At 65.0% G+C, this 21,849-nt stretch carries 19 protein-coding genes, 1 tRNA gene and 1 pseudogene; 13 read left to right on the top strand and 8 right to left on the bottom strand.

What is annotated here, in order from left to right; genetic code table 11:
* Positions 1-98: 98 nt before the first annotated feature.
* Entirely contained in the window at positions 99-362 is a 264-nt protein-coding gene (locus ACVILL_RS34145; RefSeq protein WP_456733063.1) for a tautomerase family protein, read from the top strand.
* Positions 363-530: 168 nt separating this feature from the next.
* On the opposite strand, the gene glnA is transcribed toward ACVILL_RS34145, so the two are convergent.
* A complete protein-coding gene (gene glnA / locus ACVILL_RS34140) occupies positions 531-1,940 on the bottom strand; it encodes a type I glutamate--ammonia ligase (RefSeq protein WP_456733062.1) in 1,410 nt (469 codons plus the stop codon).
* A gap of 151 nt (positions 1,941-2,091) precedes the next feature.
* The gene (locus tag ACVILL_RS34135; RefSeq protein WP_011441447.1) at positions 2,092-2,430 is read right to left on the bottom strand and encodes a P-II family nitrogen regulator; all 339 of its coding nucleotides are present in this window, start codon (positions 2,428-2,430) and stop codon (positions 2,092-2,094) included.
* Between the two features lie 353 nt (positions 2,431-2,783).
* Between ACVILL_RS34135 and ACVILL_RS34130 the strand changes: the two genes are divergently transcribed.
* The 3 genes from ACVILL_RS34130 (at position 2,784) to ACVILL_RS34120 (ending at position 5,384) form a co-directional block, all read left to right on the top strand.
* Positions 2,784-4,283, top strand: coding sequence for an NAD(P)H-hydrate dehydratase (locus ACVILL_RS34130; RefSeq protein WP_456733061.1), 1,500 nt, complete (start codon positions 2,784-2,786; stop codon positions 4,281-4,283).
* Positions 4,258-4,722, top strand: a complete 465-nt coding sequence (locus tag ACVILL_RS34125; protein WP_456733060.1) for a GNAT family N-acetyltransferase — start codon at positions 4,258-4,260, stop codon at positions 4,720-4,722. The genes ACVILL_RS34130 and ACVILL_RS34125 overlap by 26 nt, the downstream gene beginning before the upstream one ends.
* Positions 4,723-4,919: 197 nt before the next feature.
* Positions 4,920-5,384, top strand: a complete 465-nt coding sequence (locus ACVILL_RS34120) for a flavin reductase family protein (RefSeq protein ID WP_456733059.1) — start codon at positions 4,920-4,922, stop codon at positions 5,382-5,384.
* A 16-nt stretch (positions 5,385-5,400) separates the two neighbouring features.
* On the opposite strand, the gene ACVILL_RS34115 is transcribed toward ACVILL_RS34120, so the two are convergent.
* Positions 5,401-6,300 (bottom strand): LysR family transcriptional regulator, encoded by a 900-nt coding sequence (locus ACVILL_RS34115; protein WP_456733058.1) that lies wholly within the window; start codon positions 6,298-6,300, stop codon positions 5,401-5,403.
* Between the two features lie 152 nt (positions 6,301-6,452).
* Here ACVILL_RS34115 and ACVILL_RS34110 point away from each other — a divergent pair, with 152 nt between their 5' ends.
* The 4 genes from ACVILL_RS34110 (at position 6,453) to ACVILL_RS34095 (ending at position 11,527) form a co-directional block, all read left to right on the top strand.
* A complete protein-coding gene (locus ACVILL_RS34110) occupies positions 6,453-7,457 on the top strand; it encodes an HpcH/HpaI aldolase/citrate lyase family protein (protein WP_456733057.1) in 1,005 nt (334 codons plus the stop codon).
* The gene (locus ACVILL_RS34105; RefSeq protein ID WP_456733056.1) at positions 7,447-8,646 is read left to right on the top strand and encodes a CaiB/BaiF CoA transferase family protein; all 1,200 of its coding nucleotides are present in this window, start codon (positions 7,447-7,449) and stop codon (positions 8,644-8,646) included. Before ACVILL_RS34110 ends, ACVILL_RS34105 begins: the two co-directional genes overlap by 11 nt.
* 39 nt (positions 8,647-8,685) lie before the next feature.
* Complete coding sequence (locus tag ACVILL_RS34100) at positions 8,686-10,056, top strand: LLM class flavin-dependent oxidoreductase (protein ID WP_456733055.1); 1,371 nt, start codon at positions 8,686-8,688, stop codon at positions 10,054-10,056.
* Between the two features lie 61 nt (positions 10,057-10,117).
* Positions 10,118-11,527: an MFS transporter gene (locus ACVILL_RS34095; RefSeq protein ID WP_456733054.1), complete on the top strand. Its 1,410-nt coding sequence runs from the start codon at positions 10,118-10,120 to the stop codon at positions 11,525-11,527.
* 71 nt (positions 11,528-11,598) lie between these two features.
* On the opposite strand, the gene ACVILL_RS34090 is transcribed toward ACVILL_RS34095, so the two are convergent.
* Together ACVILL_RS34090 and ACVILL_RS34085 are read right to left on the bottom strand one after the other, a co-directional pair.
* Positions 11,599-12,483: a hypothetical protein gene (locus ACVILL_RS34090; RefSeq protein ID WP_456733053.1), complete on the bottom strand. Its 885-nt coding sequence runs from the start codon at positions 12,481-12,483 to the stop codon at positions 11,599-11,601.
* Between the two features lie 139 nt (positions 12,484-12,622).
* Positions 12,623-12,949 (bottom strand): monooxygenase, encoded by a 327-nt coding sequence (locus ACVILL_RS34085; protein WP_456733052.1) that lies wholly within the window; start codon positions 12,947-12,949, stop codon positions 12,623-12,625.
* Positions 12,950-13,173: 224 nt separating this feature from the next.
* Here ACVILL_RS34085 and ACVILL_RS34080 point away from each other — a divergent pair.
* Positions 13,174-13,851: pseudogene (locus ACVILL_RS34080) on the top strand (tetratricopeptide repeat protein); the annotation flags it as partial.
* Positions 13,852-14,034: 183 nt separating this feature from the next.
* On the opposite strand, the gene ACVILL_RS34075 reads toward ACVILL_RS34080, so the two are convergent.
* From ACVILL_RS34075 to ACVILL_RS34065, 3 genes are all read right to left on the bottom strand, one after another.
* Positions 14,035-14,745, bottom strand: coding sequence for a hypothetical protein (locus tag ACVILL_RS34075; RefSeq protein WP_456733051.1), 711 nt, complete (start codon positions 14,743-14,745; stop codon positions 14,035-14,037).
* 128 nt (positions 14,746-14,873) lie between these two features.
* Entirely contained in the window at positions 14,874-15,959 is a 1,086-nt protein-coding gene (locus ACVILL_RS34070; RefSeq protein WP_456733050.1) for an enolase C-terminal domain-like protein, read from the bottom strand.
* A gap of 29 nt (positions 15,960-15,988) precedes the next feature.
* Positions 15,989-17,341: a multicopper oxidase domain-containing protein gene (locus tag ACVILL_RS34065; protein WP_456733049.1), complete on the bottom strand. Its 1,353-nt coding sequence runs from the start codon at positions 17,339-17,341 to the stop codon at positions 15,989-15,991.
* A gap of 136 nt (positions 17,342-17,477) precedes the next feature.
* Between ACVILL_RS34065 and ACVILL_RS34060 the strand changes: the two genes are divergently transcribed.
* The 4 genes from ACVILL_RS34060 (at position 17,478) to clpX (ending at position 21,668) form a co-directional block, all read left to right on the top strand.
* Positions 17,478-17,562, top strand: a tRNA-Leu gene (locus ACVILL_RS34060).
* A gap of 166 nt (positions 17,563-17,728) precedes the next feature.
* Positions 17,729-19,090, top strand: a complete 1,362-nt coding sequence (gene tig, locus ACVILL_RS34055) for a trigger factor (protein ID WP_456733048.1) — start codon at positions 17,729-17,731, stop codon at positions 19,088-19,090.
* Positions 19,091-19,302: 212 nt separating this feature from the next.
* On the top strand, positions 19,303-19,938 hold the full coding sequence (locus ACVILL_RS34050; RefSeq protein WP_016847729.1) for an ATP-dependent Clp protease proteolytic subunit: 636 nt from the start codon (positions 19,303-19,305) through the stop codon (positions 19,936-19,938).
* A 455-nt stretch (positions 19,939-20,393) separates the two neighbouring features.
* Positions 20,394-21,668: an ATP-dependent Clp protease ATP-binding subunit ClpX gene (gene clpX / locus ACVILL_RS34045; RefSeq protein WP_018271869.1), complete on the top strand. Its 1,275-nt coding sequence runs from the start codon at positions 20,394-20,396 to the stop codon at positions 21,666-21,668.
* Positions 21,669-21,849: the final 181 nt, after the last annotated feature.

The following is a 21,849-nucleotide window of genomic DNA, read 5'->3' as shown; positions in this document are numbered from 1 at the left end:
AGATATTGCCCGATCTCTGTCTGATCGGCCACTGCCTGGCGGCGTGCCGCCGGTGCATCTTCGTTGCGTTGTCACACCCTCAGCAATGGAGAGAGACCATGCCTTACGTCACCATTTCCACCGTACGCGGCATCTTCGATGTCGCGCAGAAGAAGGCGCTGCTGGAGCGCGTCACCGATCTCATGGTCGAGGTCGAGGGGCAGGGTGACCCGGACTTCCGCAGGAACGTCTGGGTCAAGATCGAGGAGGGCGAGCCGGCGAGCTGGTCGGTCGGCGGCATGATGCCGACGCCGGACATGATCGCGAGCAAGTTCGGCGCGCTCGACGCCGGCGGCCGGCGGGTCGCGAAGGCGAAGGTGTAAGCAGCGTTCCAACCCAGCGTCATTGCGAGCGCAGCGAAGCAATCCATCTCGGAGCACGTGGAGGCGTGGATTGCTTCGTCGCTTCGCTCCTCGCAATGACGGATACCTCAAAAAACGAAAGGCGCTTCCATCGGAAGCGCCTTTCGCAATTCGTCGGTGCCGTAAAACTTACAGCGAGTAGTACATCTCGAACTCGACCGGGTGCGGGGTCATTTCGAAACGCGCGACCTCGGTCATCTTCAGCTCGATATAGGCGTCGATGAAGTCGTCGTCGAACACGCCGCCGTTCTTGAGGAACGCGCGATCCTTGTCGAGGCTCTCGAGCGCCTCGCGCAAGCTGCCGCAGACGGTCGGGATCTGCTTCAGCTCTTCCTTCGGCAGATCGTAGAGGTCCTTGTCCATCGCCGGACCCGGATCGATCTTGTTCTTGATGCCGTCGAGGCCGGCCATCAGCATCGCCGCGAAGCCGAGATACGGGTTGGCCATCGGGTCGGGGAAACGCACCTCGACGCGCTTGGCCTTCGGGTTCGCGGTGTAGGGGATGCGACAGGACGCCGAGCGGTTGCGCGCGGAGTAGGCGAGCAGCACCGGCGCCTCATAGCCCGGGACCAGACGCTTGTAGGAGTTGGTCGACGGGTTGGTGAAGGCGTTGATCGCCTTGGCGTGCTTGATGATGCCGCCGATGTAGTGCAGGCAGGTCTCCGACAGGTCGGCATACTTGTTGCCGGCGAACGTCGGCTTGCCTTCCTTCCAGATCGACTGGTGCACGTGCATGCCCGAGCCGTTGTCGCCGTAGACCGGCTTCGGCATGAAGGTGGCGGTCTTGCCGTAGATGTGGGCGACCTGGTGGATGCAGTACTTGTAGACCTGCATCTGGTCGGCCATCAGCGTCAGCGTGTCGAACTTCATGCCGAGCTCGTGCTGGGCCGAGGCGACCTCGTGGTGATGCTTCTCTACCTTGACGCCCATCTTGGCCATCGCGCCGAGCATCTCGGAGCGCATGTCCTGCACCGAGTCCTGCGGCGGCACCGGGAAGTAGCCGGCCTTGGTACGGATGCGGTGACCGAGGTTGCCGCCTTCATACTCGGTCGACGAGTTGATCGGCAACTCGGAGGAGTCGAGGCGGAAGCCGGTGTTGTAGGGGTCGGCCGAGTAGCGCACGTCGTCGAACACGAAGAACTCGGCCTCGGGGCCGACGAACACGGTGTCGCCCACGCCCATCGACTTCACCATCGCCTCGGCCTTCTTGGCGATGCCGCGGGGATCGCGGTTGTAGGGCTCGCCGGTGGTCGGCTCGAGCACGTCGCAGGTGATGACCATGGTGGTCTCGGCGAAGAACGGGTCGATCGTCGCGGTGACCGGGTCGGGCATCAGGCACATGTCGGATTCATTGATCGCCTTCCAGCCGGCGATCGACGAGCCGTCGAACATCGTTCCCTCGGCGAAGATGTCATCGTCGATCATGCTGACGTCGAACGTGACGTGCTGCCACTTGCCGCGCGGATCGGTGAAGCGCAGGTCGACGTATTTGACGTCGTTGTCCTTGATCGATTTCAGGACGTCTTTGGCGGTCTTCATGAATACCCCTTATGGATGTGCGGGTGTGTTTCCGGCGGTGGGCGACGTTATTCCCGTTTTGGGCGGGTTCGTGTGACTGCTCAAACGAAATCAGGCTGCCGAAGCAGCCTTTTTTCTCTTTTGCCGTCAGAAAATCCGGATAGCACCGCCCTTAAATAGCGTCCAGCCCGGATTCGCCGGTCCGGATGCGGATGGCTTCCTCGATGTTGGAGACGAAGATCTTGCCGTCGCCGATCCGCCCGGTCTGGGCCGCGCGGCGGATCGCGTCGATCGCCTTCTCGACCAGGTCGTCGCCGATCACGATCTCGATCTTCACCTTGGGCAGGAAGTCGACGATGTATTCCGCACCGCGATAGAGTTCGGCGTGGCCCTTCTGGCGGCCAAATCCCTTGGCCTCGGTCACGGTGATGCCTTGCAGTCCGACTTCCTGGAGCGCTTCTTTCACCTCGTCGAGCTTGAAGGGCTTGATGATGGCTTCAATCTTCTTCACTGAGCGCCTCCCGGGCATTGCAGATTGCAGGGTCGAGTTCGATGCGCGTGGGGCGCAGTCTGGTTGTCTTAAGCCTTCCGGCTACCGGCCGGAAACACGCGCAATGGTCGCTTGGAGCGGCCTTGCGCGCGGCTTCCTCAAAAGCAGGGTCTATGCCAAGTTGTTAAGGTCCCCGATTTCGGAATGTTATCAGCCTTTTAACAGGCAGTCGGCTGATATCGAACCACATGGGCTATGATATCCAAGCCTAACAAATAGGCAAATAGATCAATCTATATGCAAACGGCCAGTAGAAACCCCGCGAACGTCACAGGAATTGCCTCTCGAAAAGGCGAAGCGATTGAGGATTCGGCATGGACGTTCTGACCACCACCGAGATGGAACGCGCCGACCGGCTGACCATCGCAGCCGGCACGCCGGGCTTCGCGCTGATGATGAGCGCCGGCCAGGCCGTCGCCGAAGCGGCGATGGACCTGGTCGAGCAGGGTCCGATCGTCGTGGTCGCCGGTCGCGGCAACAATGGCGGCGACGGCTTTGTCGCCGCCGCCGAGCTCGCCGCGCGCGGCCGCGAGGTCTCGGTGATCCTGCTCTGCGAGCGCGACAGCCTGCAGGGCGACGCGGCGCTGGCGGCGAAGGGCTGGAAATATCCGGTGCTGCCGTTCAACCCGCAGGCGCTCGGCAAGCCGGCGCTGATCATCGACGCGCTGTTCGGCGCAGGCCTCAACCGGCCGGTGAAGGGCGATCCGCTGGACATGATCGCGGCCATCAACGCCAACGGTACGCCGGTGCTGGCGGTCGACCTGCCGAGCGGCGTCAACGGCACATCGGGCGCGGTGATGGGGGCGGCCGTGCAGGCCACCGAGACCGTGACCTTCTTCCGCAAGAAGCCCGCGCATCTGCTGCTGCCGGGCCGGATGTATTGCGGCCGGGTGCGGGTCGCCGATATCGGCATCGATCCGCGGGTGCTCGACGAGATCAAGCCGCTGACCGCGGAGAACGTGCCGCAGGCGTGGCGCTTGTCGTTTCCGGTGCCGCGGATCGATGGCCACAAATATGCCAGGGGACACGCCGTCGTGGTTTCGGGCGACATCGCCTCGACCGGGGCGGCGCGGCTCGCCGCGCGGGCGGCGCTGCGCGCCGGCGCCGGCCTCGTGACGCTGGCCTCGCCGCGCGATGCGCTCGCCGTCAACGCGGCGGCGCTGACCGCGGTGATGGTGCGCGCGGTCGACAATCCGATCCAGTTCGCCGAGCTGCTCGACGACCGGCGGCTCAATGCCTGCGTGATCGGTCCGGGCGCCGGGGTCAGTGCGCGCACCCGCGACTTCGTCCACACCGCGCTGTCGGCGCAGCGGCACCTGGTGCTCGACGCCGACGCGCTGACCAGTTTTGCCGGCACGCCGGACCGGTTGTTCGAGGCGATCAAGGCATCCGACGGCCAGCAGGTGGTGCTCACTCCGCATGAGGGCGAGTTTCCGCGGCTGTTCAGCGACATCTCCAACAAGCATCCCGGCCGCTCGAAGCTCGAGCGCGTGCGCGCCGCGGCCGAGCGCTCCGGCGCGGTGGTGCTGCTGAAGGGCGCCGATACGGTGGTCGCCTCTCCCGACGGCCGCGCCATCATCGCCGGCAATGCGCCGCCTTGGCTTGCCACCGCCGGCGCCGGCGACGTGCTGTCCGGCATCATCGCCGGCTTCCTGGCGCAGGGCGTCGCGGCTTTCGAGGCGGCCGGCATCGGCGTGTGGCTGCATGGCGAGGGCGCCAGCGAGGCGGGGCCCGGGCTGATCGCCGAGGATCTGACCGAGGTGCTGCCGGCCGTGTTCCGCCGGCTCTATGACGAGTTCGAGATTGAATATTAGGCGGCTCGCGCTTGCCGACATGGACGCCGCCGCGCGCGTGCATCGCGCGGCGTTCGATCATGCGCTGCCCTGGCTCACCGGCCTGCACACGCCCGACCAAGATCGCTGGTTCTACCGCGAGCGGATGTTCGCCGCCTGCGCGCTGTGGGGTGCGTTCGACGGGGAGGCGATGGCTGGCCTGATCGCGTTCCACGACGTCTGGATCGAGCAGCTTTACGTGCTGCCGGCCGCGCAGGGCCGCGGTATCGGCGGCGCACTGCTTGCGATCGCGCAGCAGGGTGCGGACCGGCTGCAACTCTGGACCTTCCAGCGCAATGCGCGGGCGCGCGGCTTCTACGAAAAGCACGGCTTCGTGCCGGTCGAGGAGACCGACGGCAGCCGTAACGAGGAGAAGGAGCCGGACCTGCGCTATCTCTGGACCCGCACGGCCGCCGGCTGATCCGGATTGATCGGGTCAGCTGAACAACTGGTTAGATATTTGCGTTTCTGCGATCGGTCCGGCTGGCCTATATCATCGGCATCGTCTCCAAGCGCGGAACCGTCAGATGATCGCACCGAGCAGCCAGCTCTCCACCAGCTCACGGACCGCCGGTCCGCCTCTCGAAGACGTGGACCCCAGAGTCCTATCGTGCGGCCATGCGCCATCATGCCGGTGCGGTGACGATCCTGTCCGCAGGCAGGCCGGGTGACCGGACCGGGATGACGGCGACATCGGTGTGCTCGCTGTCCGATACGCCGCCGCGGCTGATCGCCTGCGTCAACCGCTCGGCGAGCGCGCATGGCCTGATCCGGCGCACGGCGGCGTTCGGCGTCAACATGCTGCACGCCGACCAGGCGGAACTGGCCAACGTGTTCGCCGGCCGCCGCGGCATCGAGCGGGACGACCGCTTCAGTGAAGGCGATGGCTGGCTGGCGCTTGCAACGGGAGCGCCGATCCTGAAGGCCGCGCTGATCGGGCTCGACTGCGAGCTGATCGACGAGCATGCGCATGACACGCATTCGATCTTCGTCGGCGCGGTGCGCGCGATGCATCTCCGCGAGGGCGAGACGCCGTTGATCTATTTCGGCGGCGCGTTCCGCGCGCTCGCCGCGGCGAGGTAGTTGACGGCTACCAGGTTCATTGCCGCGGCTTGAGGAACTTGTGAACCACAGACGTCAGCGCGCTGGCGGCCGGCGAGAACGATTGTCCGCGCAGCGAGACGATGCAGACGGTGCGCTCCAGCGTCGGATTGACGATCGGCAGCGCCTGCATGGTCTTCCTGACCGGCCGCGGCAGGGCGACCTTGGGCAGGATGCCGACGCCGAGGCCGGCGCCGGCCAGCGCGGCGAGCGTATAGCTGTGCTCGACTTCGAACTTGATCTTCATTTGCAGGTTACGCATGGCGAGCGCGCGCTCCAGCATCGAGCGCAGCGCCGCCGACTTGGAGTTGAGCAGGATCGGGTACGCGGACAGCTCGGTGAGGTCGACCGCGCTGCGCTTGCGGAACGGAAACGCTCGCGTCGCCAATGCGTAGATCGGATCCTTGAACAGCGGCGTGAACTGAAACTCGGTTGAGCCGTCCATCTCCGGGCCGATGCCGAAATCGGCCTCGCGGCGGCGCAGGCAGTCCAGCATGTCCTCCGCAGCAAGCTCGCGCAGATTGATATTGATGCCGGGATAGCTCGCCTGGAAGGCGTGCAGCGCCTGCGGCAGGATCGTCGCGGCAATGGTCGGCACGCAGGCGAGCGACAGCGTGCCGCGCTGGATGTCGATCACCTCGCGGATCTCGCGCAGCCCGTTCTCCCATTCGCCGAGTGCGCGCCGTGCATGTGTGAGCAGCTGCAGTCCCTCGGCGGTCAACTCGACGCGGCGCGTCGTGCGGTGAAACAAGGCGGCGCCGACCTGGTCCTCCAGCAGCTTGATCTGCATGCTGACCGCGGATTGCGAGCGGTTGAGCTGCTCGGAGGCCTGGCGAAAGCTCTTGTTCTCGGCCACCGCGATGAACATGTGCAGCAGCTTGAAATTGATCTGCGACATCGATTGGCCTCTCGCGGGCGGTCCGCTGGTTAATCGGAAGAACTGAACAGTTCTTAAGATAATCTCGTTAGAAAGATCAGTGTCGGACATCTAGCATGATTGCATTGGCCGCGGGAGACGATCCTGCGGCGCGCCGCAGAAAAGATGCTCCAATGTCCTTCACCGTCACCAAGCCGCGCACGCGCCGCGTCCAGCGTTCCGAGCTCGCGGTTCCCGCGACCTCGACCCATTTTTTCGAACGGGCGGCAAACAGCGCGGCCGATTTCGTCTTTCTCGATCTGGAGGACGCGGTTGCGCCGCCTCGCAAGCCCGAAGCGCGCGAGATCGCGATCGACGCGCTGAACCGGATCGACTGGGGCAGCAAGACGCTGGCGGTGCGGATCAACGGCCTCGACACCGAATGGGCGCATCGCGACATCATCGAGATCGTCAGCCGCGCGCCGCGCCTCGACCTCGTCATGGTGCCGAAGGTCGGCACCGCGTTCGACGTCCGCTTCGTCGACGCGCTGCTGACCGGGCTCGAGCGCGAGTTCCCGCGCGCAAGGCCGCTCGGTATCGAGATCCTGATCGAGACCACGCTCGGGCTCGCCAATGTCGAGGACATCGTGCAGGCGTCGGAGCGGCTGGAGGCTGTCATCTTCGGCATCGGCGATTACTCGATCGACCTGCGCACCTGCGGCGAGATCATCGGCGCCTCCGATCCGCGCTATGCTGTTCTCACCGATGCCGACGAGGGCGGTGCGCGGCAGGTGCACTGGAACGACCAGTGGCACTTCGCGCTCGCCCGCATCGCCAATGCCTGCCGCGCCCATGGCGTGCGGGCGATCGACGGCCCCTATGCCAATTTCGGCGATGCCGCGGGATTTCGCGCCAGCGCCGCGCGGGCGGCAGCGCTCGGCTTCGAAGGCAAATGGGCGATCCATCCGTCGCAGCTCGAGACCGCCAACGACGTGTTTTCGCCGACCGCTCGGGAGATCGGCTGGGCGCGCGAGATCACGGCCAAAATTCAATCCGCCAGTGCGGGCGGCGACGGCGCCTTCGGGCAGGACGGCGTGCTGATCGATCTGGCGGTGCTGAAGCGCGCGCAGGCGATCATCGACCGTCACGAGGCGATCGCCGATCGGGCGGGCAGGGCAGGAGCGCGCGATGTCGCATGAGCCGCCGCTGGCCGGAATTCGCGTGCTCGACGTCGCAACCTTCGTGGCGGCGCCGTTCTGCGGGACGGTGCTGTCCGATTTCGGCGCCGAGGTGATCAAGATCGAGCAGCCGGGCACAGGCGATCCGCTGCGCCGCTTCGGCACGCCGAGCGAATGCGGTGACACCTATGTCTGGCTCAGCGAGGCCCGCAACAAGAAGTCGGTCACGCTCGACCTGCGCAACGAACAGGGGGCTGCGCTGTTCCGCGAGCTGGCTCGCCAGTCGGACGTGGTGCTGGAGAATTTCCGGCCGGGCACGCTGGAGAAATGGGGGCTCGGCTTCGAGGCGCTGCGCGAGATCAACCCAAAACTCGTGATGCTGCGCATCAGCGCCTACGGACAGGACGGCCCGCTGCGCGACAAGCCCGGCTTTGCCCGGATCGCACACGGCTTCAGCGGGCTCGCCTACCTCGCGGGCGAGGCGGGGCGCCAGCCGGTGATGCCGGGCTCGACCTCGCTCGCCGACTACATCTCCGGCCTGTGGGGCGCGCTCGGCGTGCTGCTGGCGCTGCGCCATGCCGATGCCACCGGGCACGGCCAGGTGGTCGACATCGGGCTCTATGAATCGGTTTTCCGTCTGCTCGACGAGATGGCGACGGTGTTCGCCAAGACCGGCTTCGTCCGCGAGCGGCTCGGCGCCGACACGGTCAATGTCGTGCCGCACAGTCACTACCAGACCGCCGACGGCAGATGGGTGGCGCTGGCCTGTTCGAGCGACAAGATGTTCGAGCGTCTGGCGCAGGCCATGCAGCGCCCCGAACTCGCGACCGACCCGCGCTACGCGGCCATGGCCGGCCGGCTGGAGCGGCGCGAGGAGGTCAACGCGTTGGTCGCCGGCTGGATCGGCGCCATGCCGCTCGAGACGGCGCTTGCGGAGTGCGAGCGCTACGACGTGCCCTGCGGGCCGATCTACAGCATTGCGGACATCTTCGCCGATCCGCAATACCGCGCCCGCGGCAACATCGCCGAAGTCGCTTCGCGCGCCGGGCCGATCGCGGTGCCGAGCGCGATCCCGAAGATGTCCCGTACGCCGCCGCAGTTCAAACATGCCGGCGTCGCGCTCGGCGCGCACACCGACGAAGTATTGAGCTCGCTTGCGGGCGCAACGGCGGCGGCACTCGCCGCGCTGCGCCGCGACGGGGTGATCTGACATGAAGCCATTCTCCCGCGGCCACGAAGGAACGACGCCATGACCAGACAGATGAAACTGATCGGCTTCCTGCAGGCCCAGAATTGCTCGAACTATCCGGCCTCCTGGCGTCATCCGGACTCGAAGCCGAACTGGTTCTCGCGCGACTATTATCAGGAGATCGGCCGCACGCTGGAGCACGGCAAGTTCCATCTCGCCTTCTTCGACGACCGGCTCGCGATCCCCGATCGCTTCGGCGATGATTTCCGCGAGACCATCCGTCACGGCGTGCGCGCGGCCAAGCTCGATCCGGTCTCGGTTGCGCTCACCATGGGATTGGCGACCGAGCGGCTCGGCATCGGCGTGACCTATTCGACCACCTATTACGAGCCGTTCCATGTCGCGCGGGTGTTCGCGACCATGGATTTGTTGCTGAACGGCCGCGCGGCCTGGAACGTCGTGACCTCGCTGAACGATTCCGAGGCAGCAAATTTCGGCGCCTCGCAGCATCTCAGCCACGATCTGCGCTACGACCGCGCCGACGAGTTCATGGAGGTCGTGCTCGGCCACTGGAACAGCTGGGAGGACGGCGCGGTCCACTTCGACCGGGAGAGCGGCCTGTTCGCGGATCCTACCAAGGTGCACCGGCTCGACCATCACGGCCAGTTCTTCCGCTCGCGCGGGCCGTTCACGGTGCCGCGCTCGCCGCAGGGGCATCCGGTGATCATCCAGGCCGGGCAGAGCGGCCGCGGCAAGACGTTCGCGGCGCGCTGGGGCGAGCTGATCTTCGTGATCTATCCCAATCTCGATATCGCGAAGAAGCAATATGCCGATCTGAAGGGAACGCTGGCGAAGACGGGCAGGGACATCAGCATCGCGCCGGCGGTCTATCCTGTCGTCGCCGAGACCCGGGCCGAGGCCGAGGACAAGTTCGCGGCGATCAACGCCCTCGCCAAGCCGATCGATGCGCTGACGTTGCTGTCGGAGGTGTTGAACTACGACTTTGCGGCCAAGCCGATGGACGAGCCGTTCACGTCGGACGAGCTGGCGTCGATCAGCGGGCTGCAGGCGATCCGCGACCGCGTCATGAATCTCTGCGGCAAGCCCAATCCGACCCCGCGCGATTTCGTGCAGTTCAGCGGCCGGGGGACGCTTGCCGAACTGCCGGCCTTCGTCGGCTCGCCCAGGACGGTCGCCGATCAGATGGAGCGCTGGTTCTCCGAGGGCGGCTGCGACGGCTTCGTCGTCGCCGCCACCCATGTGCCCGGCACCTATCAGGACTTCGTGCGCCTCGTCGTTCCCGAGCTGCAACGACGCGGCCTGTTCCAGCGCGAGTATGAGGGCGACACCTTGCGCGAGAACCTCGGCCTGCCGCGGCCGCAAGCCGCGCATGCAGCCGCCGATGAGGAGGCACGCGTCTCGACCGGATGACGCCGGCAAGAAATCGGCGCAGACAACGATCAAAACAAAAATCAAAATCAGGGAGGCTGAATTGACCACCACAGGCGTCAACGCGGGGGGCCGGCTCGACAGATTGCCGATCGGCGGATTTCACTACCGGATATTTGCGCTGATCGGAGCCGGGCTGTTCGTCGACGGCTTCGAGATATTCCTTGCCGGCAGCATCCTTGGTGCGCTGGTTCAGTCCGGATATTCGGACCTCGCCCAGAATGCGCGCTTCATCTCCGCGACCTTTGTTGGAATGCTGATCGGCGCCTGGCTGGCCGGCATTGCCGGCGACCGCTTCGGCCGCAAATTCGCCTACCAGGCCAACCTCCTGATCTTCGGCATCAGCGCGTTGGCGGCGACGCTCGCACCGTCGATGAACTGGCTGATCGCGGCGCGCTTCGTGATGGGTCTCGGGCTCGGCGCCGAGATCGTCGTCGGCTATGTCGTGCTCAGCGAGTTCATCCCGCCGCAGCAGCGCGGCCGCTGGGGCGCGGCGCTCGCGACCTGCACCAACGGCGCGCTGTTCGTCGCGACGCTGGTGGGCTGGGCCGTCATTCCGCATCTCGGCTGGCGCTGGATGTTCGCGCTGTGCGGCATCGGGGCGATGATCGTCTGGTTCCTGCGGCGCTCGCTGCCGGAATCGCCGCGCTGGCTGGAGACACAGGGCAAGAGCGCGGAAGCGGAGACCGTGCTGGCGGCAATCGAGCAGCAGGTCGGCAAGGGCAGGACGCTGCCGGCGCCGACCTATCAGCCCGCTCCGGTGCGGCCCGATACGAGCTTCACGCGGCTGTTCTCGCGGGCGCTGATCGCGCGAACCATCGTCGGCTGCCTGATCCTGATCGGGCTCAACACCGCGGTCTACGGCTTCATCGCCTGGATCCCGACGTTCTTCGTCAAGCAGGGCATCAACCTGTCGTCCTCGCTCGGCTACACCATGCTGATGACGCTCGGCAGTCCGCTCGGCACGCTGTCCGGGATGTGGATCGGCGAGAAGATCGACCGCAAGCCGTCGCTGATCGTGCTGTCGCTCGCGGCGGCCGGGCTCGGGCTGATCTATCCGATGTTCATCAATCCCGTCGCCTTCGTCGTGATCGGCTTCCTTTTGGTGTTCACGGTGGCGGTGATGCTGGCGCTGGCCTGGGGCCTCTACATCCCCGAGCTGTTCCCGACCGAGCTCAGGATGCGCGGGTCCGGCATCTGCAACACCGCCGGGCGCCTGATGTCGATCGTGACGCCGTTCATCGTGGTCGAGTTGTTCACCCGGTTCGGTGTCACCGGCGTGGTCTCTGTGGTGGCCGGGCTGCTGGTGGTGCAGGCGATCGCGGTCGCGGTGCTCGGCATCGAGACCCGCAAGCGCCCGCTGGAGACGTTGCGGCCGGAGGCGATGGATGGCGAGGCATCAGGTGCGCAGGTGCGGCTGCAACCGAGCGCCGGCGTATCCGGTGGGGAGTAGGCGCCATCCCGGAAATCGGTGTGACCCTGCGATGTCCGCGCGGTGACGCGGACATCCGTGGCCGAGCTTCGCTACGGCGACGGTGTCGAATTGCGCGTGAAGTAGAGCGGCGTCCTCAGGGTCAGCTGATAGGTCGGCTTCGGCACCCACATGATCTGGGCCGTGACCCCAAACAGCCGATTGTCGTTGTCGTCCATCCGATCGAGGTCAAGCCGGATGATGGGTTGAGTGAAGGACTGAACCGACGTCAGGTTCAGGAGCTGTGCGCCGCCGAAATGCTGGACCCCGACGCGGCCGGTGAACTTCCAGTTGTTGGGCCACTGATAATAGCCGCCGACATAGCCGATGATGTTCGGATGGATGCGGGCAAGCGCGGTCGCCAGTTCGGCGCGGGTGTCCTGGATGCCGGCCAGCACGCCGCGCGTCTCGTCCTCGTCGAAGGCGTAATCGAGCTCGAGAAGGTTGTTGAACGTCGTGGTTCCCGCCGGCCCATTGGGGATCGACTGGGTGATCGTGGATTGCCAGGTGATGGTCGGAATCGAGCCGCCATTCTGGCTGTAGAGATCGGCCTGGAACCCGACGTTCCAGCTGGTGATGTCGAACGACGACCAACCCTGCGTCTGCGCGTTGGTCGTGGTGCCCGACACTCCGGCATAGAGCGAGACCGTATCCGTGACATCCACCGTCAGCGGAAGATCGACGGCGAGGGATTGTCGGGACGACAGCGGGACGCTCGTCGGAAGCGTGGTGCCGTTCGCCAGCGCCAGCGATTGGAGCGCGGTAAACAGGGCCGATCCGCCGAAGCCGATCGGCAAGGCGCCGGCCGGCACCGTCGCGTAGCTGGTTCGCAAATCGAGATAGATGTTCGGCGGAGCATTTGTCGCATGCGACGCGTCGCTGTTGGCAGCTTCGCCGAACGCAGGTCCGGCGAAGCACGAGCCGATCAGGCACGCCAACGCAAGCCCCGGCCAAAGCCGAGACCGAGCCGCGTTCGAGACGCTGGCGGACATTCGCACGAGCAGTGGGCACCCTTCCGTAATCAAATAGGCGCGATACCTTGCAGGCCCCGCATCAGGAAGCCCAGCTTCAGCCGCTTCATTCCGCTGCGGAAATCAGCGCGGACTGGTTCACCCGCGTCTCACCCTTGAGATTGTCGACGGCAACGTAGGTGTCGTACCAGGTCAGCCGCGGCCGGGCTCCGAACCGTTCGGTGAGCTCGGCCAGCTTGGCCTCGGTGAACCACGCCTCGGCCGCTTCGTAGACGCCGCCAGTGCCGGCATCGCCATTGAGGTAGTCCTTGCGGATCAGCCCCTTTGTCGCGAGGTTTCGGTAAATGGGGGCGGTGCCCGTGCCGCCCTTGATGGCCTGTTCTTCGGTTCGTTTCGGAAGATCGAATTGAACGATAACGATGCACTGTGCCATCCCTGTTCTCCGATCCGGGTCACTTGGTGTCAGGTTGGTTCGGCGGCACGCCGATCGGGTCCGACAATACAGGATGAATCGCGGGCTTGTCCCGACTGGCTTCGTTTCGCGTCGGGCCAAGGCTCGTCTGCGTATGTCGAGCTTCACGAGACTTTTGGTGGACGCATGGGGAGATGCGGGCTAAAGCCCAGCGACATTCCCCTTGCATCCCGTGAATCTCGCTCGTGAGTGGCAGGCAGAACAATTTCCTCGCTCAGGCGCTGCAACAAGGCGCATCGGCGTTGCGGTCGGGGCAGCTTGCTCAGGCAGAGCAGATCGCGACAGGCATCCTGAAATCAAACCGCACGGACAGACATGCCGCGCTTCTGCTCGCGCACTCGCTGATGGGGCAGAATCGGGGCGGGGAGGCGATCGCTCCGCTCGAGCGGGTTGCACGCCGCGGCGATGATGGCGAGGTCGAGACCTTGCTCGGCGCGTTGCTGTGCGGCGCCGGGCGCGCCACGGACGGCATCGCGCAGCTTCGGCGCACGGCGGCGCGCCGTCCGCCATATTTCCCTGCCTTCCAGGAACTCGCCGGGCAGATCGCCAAGACCGGCCAATACGACGAGGCGATCAGCACGATAGAGGCCGGCCTTGAGCTCGCGCCCGACAGCGTCGATCTGAAGCTCGACCTCGGGCGCCTGTTGCATGAGACCAATGACATTGCGCGGGCCGTGAGCGTCCTGACGGCCGCACGCGATGCTGCGCCCGGACGCCCCGACGTTCTCAACCAGCTCGGGCGGGTCCTGATCCTTCATGGCGACTACGCCGCAGCCGCGGATGCTCTGTGCCGCGTGCTCGCACTGTCTCCGGACGATCGCCCGACCCGCGCCCATCTCGCGACGTGCCTGTTCGAGCAGGGTGAGCGCGACGCCGCGGAGGCGGCGCTGCGCGCCGTCACGCGCGGTCAGCCCCAAGCTGCTGGGACGCGCGGCCGTCGTGATGGCCTCAGGATCGCACGGTCGCTTCTTCTTCGCCCAGAGCGACGCGGCAAAATTCCTCGGCGCGTAGTGAGGCTGGCGTATCGGACGACATCTCGTCGCGCCTTAAGCCCTGAAGTTTCTCCGGTAGAGGTTGGGCTGCCGCTTGAGCTCACCGCGGAATTCGCCGACGCGCCTGGCTTCTTCAGCAGTGAACGGCGACGCCTGCGCGGTCCAGCTGTCTCGCTTGACCGGAATGCATTGCGCGATCGGCGTCCCCTTGGGGAGGACACCTTTGAAATTCCTGTCGTGCCAATACGCCGGGAAGTGCACCCAATTGTCGGTATAGAGGTCGGAATTGACCAGGCCGCTGAGTGTGGTGAAGGGCAGGTCGAAGCGGTTGACCGGATGCGTGAAGTAGACCGCGTAGCCCTCCGGGGCTTCGACGGTCCACAGATTGTGGAATTTGAGGAAGAAGCGGCCCTCTTCGAACAGCGGGGTGCCGGAGACTTGGCCCGGATCGTGGAAGCCGATCGGCGAGCGCGGAAATTCGGGCGTGCCTCCAGGCGGCAGGTCGTGGTCCCAGGTGATTTCGCCGTTCTCCACTTTCAGGTCGCAGACCAGCGGCAGCAAAAACCCGCAGGTCATCGCGTCCAGGAACGGCGGGCAGCGCTTGATGGTGTCATCGTCGTGCAGGTTGATCGAAGAGAAGGCCGTCGCCGGCATGGCCTTGAGCCAGTCGGGAACGCCCTGCGCCGCCGTTATGGGGGCCGGTATCAGTCCGTCAAGCTCCGTCGGACAACGGAATTTGAGCGTCAGCTTGTTGTTGGTGGGCATTGGGCGCTCCGATGTCCTGACGGACTACATGAATGCTCAGCAAAGGTGAAGCGGGCAGCCACCACTCCATCGAACTCGTAGGATCGGTAGAGCGAAGCGAAACCCATCCTACGGTTCACGGTCCGCCGCTAGCTCACGAGATACTTTGCAACCGCCGGCTCGTTCCACTCGATGCCGAGCCCGGGACCGTGGGCGGTCACGGCGCCGTCGATGATCTCGGCAGGCTTGGCAAGGATCGCGCCGGCGAAGTCGAGGAACTCAAGCCAGTGCGCGGTCGGCGTCACTGCGAGCAGATGTGCGCTGACTTCCGCGAACAGATGGCTCGACATCGGGATCGAGGCGGCGTCGGCCTGTCCCGCGACCTGCATCCAGCCGGTGACGCCGCCGACCTTCATCACGTCGGGCATGATGAAGTCGGATGCGCCGGCCGCGATGGCCTCGGCAAAGCCGCGCGGAAACCACCAGTTCTCGCCGGCCTGGATCGGCGTCGGCGAGGTCTCGCGGACCTTGGCGTGGCCGGACAGGCTCTCCTGCGGCACCGGCTCCTCGATCCAGTGCAAATCGTAGGGCGCAAGGCGGGCAATGCGGCGGGTCGCCTCCGCCGGATCGAGCGACTGGTTGAAGTCGATCATCAGTGCGATGTCGGGGCCGAGCAGGGCGCGCACGCCCTTCACGACGCGCTCGTCATTGGCGGCATCGCCGTCGCCGCCCTTGATCTTGATGCCCCGAAAACCCTGGTCGAGCGAGCGGCGCAGCGCGCGCTCATCCGCGTCAGGATCGACCACGCCGTAGCTGTCATAGGCCTTGATCGGTTTCACCGAGCCGCCGAGCAGTTCGACCAGCGGCCGGCCGGCGAGCTGGCCGAGTGCATCCCAATAGGCCATGTCGAGACCCGACACGGCCATGCCGACCAGGCCCTGCCAGCCGAGCAGCCGGAATTTGGCGTCCATCGCCTTGATCAGATCGAACGGCGCGACCGGCTTGCCGACGAGCTCGCGGCCGATCTCTTCGATCAGATAACAAAGCGGGTGAAGTGTGAGCCTGCTGTAGGCGAAAATGTAGGTGCGGCCAGTAACACCCTGATCGGTCTCGACATCGATCAGGACCAGCGGGCCGGAATCGATCACGCCGAAGGCGTTCTTTACTGGACGCTTGAGCGGCACCACGACGCTTCGTGCCTTTACTCCGCGGATCGCTGCAACTGGCTGGCTCATCGGTGTTTCCTTGCGGTTTCCACTTCTCGTTATTGGACACTGTACCATCGGATGAGCTGTGGCGCGGACCAATCGGTCGCGACCTGCTCGATCAGATAGCGGCCTGGATATTCGGCGAGGAAGGCGATGCGCTGGGTCTGGCCAGGTTCGACGGCGAGCGTGTCGAGCCAGAACGGCTTCCAGCCGTCGTCGAGCTTGTCGAGCAAACGGAAGTGATGGCCGTGCAGATGAAAGACGCTCGCGATCGTGCCTCGGTTGGTCAGGGCCAGCACGACCGCCCGGCCGGCCTTGGCCTGAAAGGCCGGAGCCGTCGTCGGCTTGAAGTCCGCCGGGCGGAACCAGTCGGTCGGTGTGCCCAGCGCCACGTCGAATCTTGCCGCCCCCTTGAGATCGAGCTGGGCCGGCATGTCGTTGCCCGGAAGCGGCGGAGCCGGCGGGAACGGCGCGGTGCGGGTCGGCGGTTCGTTCGAGACGACCAGTCCGCCGACCGGGCGGACCTGCTTGCCGTCGTGCAGCAGCATCGCGAAGCCCGTTCCGGCAGGCCCCGCCGCATCGACGAAGACATCCGTGCGGCTGCCTGGAGCCAGTATCAGCGCACCGTTGCGGGCCGGGAACGGCTCGGCCGGCTGCCCGTCGATGGCCATCACCCTGACGTCGAGGGTCTCCAGCTTGACCGCCAGCACGCTGCGCTGGCTGCCATTGATAAAGCGGAGTCTGAGCCGGGCGTTGGCCGGTGCCGAGATTTCGTATGAGGTTTTGCCGTTAATCGTATGAATTGGCGTCGAATCTTTTGGATCGATTCCAGGCGGGATCGCGGTTCCGTCCGGCCGCATGCGCCACTCCTCGATCAGCAGCACCTCGTCGCGATCGACTGCGACCGGCGAGGTGCCGGTGACGATCAGCGGTCGCGGCCGGACCGGCGCGGTGTCGCCGTCGGCGAACAGCGGGGCGCACAGGAAGGTGCCGGCGTGCCGAAGCGGGAGCTGGAAGGTATCCTTTGCCCCCGTGGCCAGCGGCGCCCGGGAGGCGAATGGCTCGGCGGCCGGGATGCCGTCGAGCCCGCGGCAATCCAGCGCGGCCGCGGCCGGCAGTTCGTTGCCGAACGTCACGTCGAGGATTTCGCCGCGCTTGAAGTGGAGGTTGCCGCTGCCGAGCGACCAGACCAGGGTCTCCGGTGCGCCAGCACCCGGTCCGTCGCCCGGGCGAAGCGAGACGCGGTCCGCCTTGGCCTGGAGCGCGACCGCCGTCCGGCCCTGCGCGGCGCCGGCGGCCGGCCATACGGGGCAAAGCGCCGCGGTGCCGAGGGCGGTCATCAGGTCGCGCCGGGAGAGGGAAAATCGGGGGCTTGTTACGGGACTTGCCATGCGGCCGATGCGGACCATTTTCAAGTGTACCTGTCCAGTCGCGATCGGTCGCAGGGCGGGCTCTCCAGCGGCCATTTTTTTGCTGCGAACCGGTGGGCGCATGTTATAAGCCCGGCCGCCCGCGGCATCGCGGCCGAACTGGGATGCTTTTCGCGCGGGCGTGGCGGAACTGGTAGACGCGCCGGATTTAGGTTCCGGTGATGAAAGTCGTGGGGGTTCGAGTCCCTCCGCCCGCACCAAGCGCTTACAGCGTTTGCATGACGAATTCTTGGAGAACCTTTGGCCCCGATGGGGATGACGGTTCGCCGAACCCACAGACGTCAGGCCGCAAGGCTTAAGCGTCGAACAGATTGAACACTGCCACGGCCGCTCGGGCCGCGGCAAAAGCGGAAGAAGATTGATACCATGCAGGTCACCGAAACCCTCAACGAGGGATTGAAGCACGAGTTCAAGATCAGCGTCCCGGCATCCGATCTCGATGCCAAGGCGGACGCCAAGCTGGTCGACCTCAAGGACAAGGTCCGTCTCAACGGCTTCCGTCCCGGCAAGGTGCCGGTGGCGCATCTCAAGAAGATCTATGGCCGCTCGGTGATGGCCGAGACCATCGACCAGACCATCAGCGACACCAACAAGCAGATCTTCGAGGATCGCGGCTTCCGCCTCGCCGGCGAGCCGAAGATCACGATGCCGACCGAGAAGGACCAGGTCGAGGAGCTGCTTTCGGGCAAGACCGACCTGACCTACACCGTCGCGATCGAAGTCGTGCCGCAGATCCAGCTCGCCGACTTCAAGTCGTTCTCGGTCGAGAAGCCGGTGGTCGACGTCTCCGACGCCGACGTCGACGATGCCATCAAGCGCATCGCCGAAGGCAGCCGTCCGTACAATGCCAAGGCCGAGGGTGCGAAGGCGGAGAAGGGCGACCGCGTCACCATCAGCTTCAAGGGCACCATCAACGGTGAGGCCTTCGAGGGCGGCACCGGCGAGGGCATCCAGGTCGTGATCGGCGCCGGCCAGTTCATCCCGGGCTTCGAGGAGCAGCTGATCGGCATCGGCTCGACCGAGACCCGCACGCTGAAGGTCTCGTTCCCGAAGAACTATCTGAATGAGAAGCTCGCCGGCCAGCCGGCCGAATTCGAGACCACCGCGACGCTGATTGAGGCGCCCGGTGAGACTACGATCGACGACGAGTTCGCCAAGACGCTCGGCCTCGAGTCGCTCGACAAGCTGAAGGAAGCCGCGCGCGAGCGCCTGACGGCCGAGTTCGCCGGCGCGACCCGCCAGAAGGTCAAGCGCGCGCTGCTCGACCGGCTCGACGAGAGCCACAAATTCGAGGCGCCGCCGTCGCTTGTCGCCGAAGAGTTCAACCTGATGTGGAACTCGATCAAGGCCGAGATGGACTCGTCCGGCAAGACGTTCGCGGACGAGAACACCACCGAGGATGCGGCCAAGGAAGAGTACCAGAAGATCGCCGACCGCCGCGTCCGCCTCGGCCTCGTGCTGTCGGAGATCGGCGAGAAGAACAAGATCACCGTGACCGACGACGAGATCTCGCGCGCCGTGATCGAGCGCGCCCGCCAGGTGCCCGGCCGCGAGAAGGAAGTCTGGGACTACTACCGCAGCAACGCCCAGGCGCTGGCCCAGCTCCGCGCCCCGATCTACGAGGACAAGGTCGTCGACTTCGTGCTCGAGCTCGCCAACGTGACCGAGAAGAAGGTCACCAAGGACGAGCTGTTCAAGGATGAAGACAGCGAGAAAACTGCCGCTTAATTCCGGCACCTCGCGTTAATGATGAACCGCGAAAGCGCGCCCGGCGCGGGTCCCCGTCGCTAGGCGCGCCGCCGCGAATCGGCTTGAACTTCCGCGACCTGCCCAGATGGGTAGTGCGGCCAGTTGCCCGGTCTTGTCGGCCGGAAATTGGCCCATATCTGGGTTAAGCCTTAAGCCAAGTTCTGCATCACCCCTAACCCTTGGGTTCTTTCATGCGCGATCCCGTTGAAACCTACATGAACCTCGTGCCGATGGTCGTCGAGCAGACCAATCGCGGCGAACGCGCCTACGACATTTTCTCGCGCCTCCTGAAAGAGCGCATCATCTTCGTCACCGGCCCGGTGGAAGACGGCATGTCGACGCTGATCGTCGCGCAGCTCTTGTTCCTCGAGGCTGAGAACCCGAAGAAGGAAATCTCGATGTACATCAACTCGCCGGGCGGCGTGGTGACGTCGGGCCTTGCGATCTACGACACGATGCAGTTCATCCGTCCGCCGGTGTCGACGCTGTGCACGGGGCAGGCGGCCTCGATGGGCTCGCTGCTGCTGGCAGCCGGCGAGAAGGACATGCGCTTCACGCTGCCGAATTCCCGCATCATGGTGCACCAGCCCTCCGGCGGCTTCCAGGGCCAGGCCACCGACATCATGCTGCACGCGCAGGAGATCCTGAATCTCAAGAAGCGCCTCAACGAGATCTATGTGAAGCACACCGGCCAGACCTACAAGGCGATCGAGGACGCGCTCGAGCGCGACAAGTTCCTCACCGCCGAGGACGCCAAGGCGTTCGGCCTCGTCGACAAGGTGATCGACAAGCGCCCGGACGACCCGGCTGCGGCCAAGGCCGCGTAACAGGGCTGCCTGATCTGCACAGGCTTCCCCAGGCGTCGGTGTGATCTCCACATTGACGCCTCACATAACCGGCAAAAGCAGGACGGCGGAGTACCCCGCAAGTGGATACGCATGGGCGCAAAGTTCCGCTTTCGTGCTCATTGCCCGGCGTGGTAATCCCGCAACGTTCCGTGGATTTCGACGCGTATTCCGCGTGCGATCGTTGAAAATCACGGTATTGTCACGGTCTTGAGCCGGCCATCCGATTAGCGAATTCTTGATAGTCGGGTGCCAGCATGGTTGGCTGTGATGCAGCGGCTATGATCGCGGAGATTCGAATAAACCGTGATTGGTACGGTCAGTATTGCGTAGGGTCTTTTTTGGTACGGAATTTGCTCTATCTACCCAATACGCCGGTTATGTGCCGGATTGGGTCGATCTGGCAAACGAGATCGAACGGCGGACGGAGATAATGAATGAGTAAGGTCGGCACGAGCGACGCCAAGAACACGCTATATTGCTCGTTCTGCGGCAAGAGCCAGCATGAAGTTCGCAAGCTGATTGCCGGACCGACTGTCTTCATTTGCGACGAGTGTGTCGAACTCTGCATGGACATCATTCGCGAGGAGAACAAGTCCTCGCTGGTGAAGTCGCGCGACGGCATTCCGACACCGAAGGAAATCTGCAAGGTCCTGGACGACTACGTGATCGGCCAGAGCCATGCCAAGAAGGTGCTGTCGGTCGCCGTCCACAATCACTACAAGCGCCTTAACCATCAGACCAAGCACAACGACGTCGAACTGGCGAAGTCGAACATCCTGCTGATCGGTCCGACCGGTTCGGGCAAGACGCTGCTCGCGCAGACGCTGGCCCGCATCCTCGACGTTCCCTTCACCATGGCTGACGCGACGACGCTGACCGAAGCCGGCTATGTCGGCGAGGACGTCGAGAACATCATCCTGAAGCTGCTGCAGGCCGCCGACTACAACGTCGAGCGTGCGCAACGCGGCATCGTCTATATCGACGAAATCGACAAGATCAGCCGCAAGTCGGACAATCCCTCGATCACCCGTGATGTGTCGGGCGAGGGCGTCCAGCAGGCGCTGCTGAAGATCATGGAAGGCACGGTGGCCTCGGTCCCTCCGCAGGGCGGCCGCAAGCATCCGCAGCAGGAATTTCTGCAGGTGGATACCACCAACATCCTGTTCATCTGCGGCGGCGCCTTCTCGGGCCTTGAGAAGATCATCTCCGCGCGCGGCCGCTCGACCTCGATCGGCTTCGCGGCGCAGGTGCTCGCGCCGGAGGACCGCCGCACCGGCGAGATCTTCCGTCACGTCGAGCCGGAAGATCTGCTGAAGTATGGCCTGATCCCGGAATTCGTCGGCCGTCTGCCCGTCGTTGCGACGCTGGAGGACCTCGACGAGACCTCGCTGAAGAAGATCCTGACCGATCCGAAGAACGCGCTGGTGAAACAGTACCAGCGGCTGTTCGAGATGGAGAACATCGAGCTCACCTTCGCCGACGAGGCGCTTGGCGCGGTCGCCCGCAAGGCGATCGAGCGCAAGACCGGCGCGCGCGGCCTGCGGTCGATCCTGGAGAGCATCCTGCTCGAGACCATGTTCGACCTTCCGGGCCTGGAAGGCGTCGAGGAAGTCGTGATCTCGCGCGAAGTTGTCGAGGGAACGGCGCGTCCGCTCTATATCTACGCGGATCGTTCCGATCGCGCCGTCGAGAGCAGCGCGAGCGCCTGACCGCGCTCGTCTCGACCCGTCAAAATTGCACGGCTGCCGGGCGATCCGGCGGCCGCCGTTGCGCAGCAACAGCGACCATTTTGGCATTGCAGTAAATGCCTGTTTAGCCTGAATTTCCGGGCACTTCTCAGACTTGACACCCCCCGGCCTGATAGCCACCTAATGCTATCGGCGAGGGATC

The sequence above is a fragment of the Bradyrhizobium sp. USDA 3364 genome, assembly GCF_054056355.1.
Note: the sequence above shows the minus strand (reverse complement) of the source record. Positions and strands in the feature narration are given on the sequence as shown.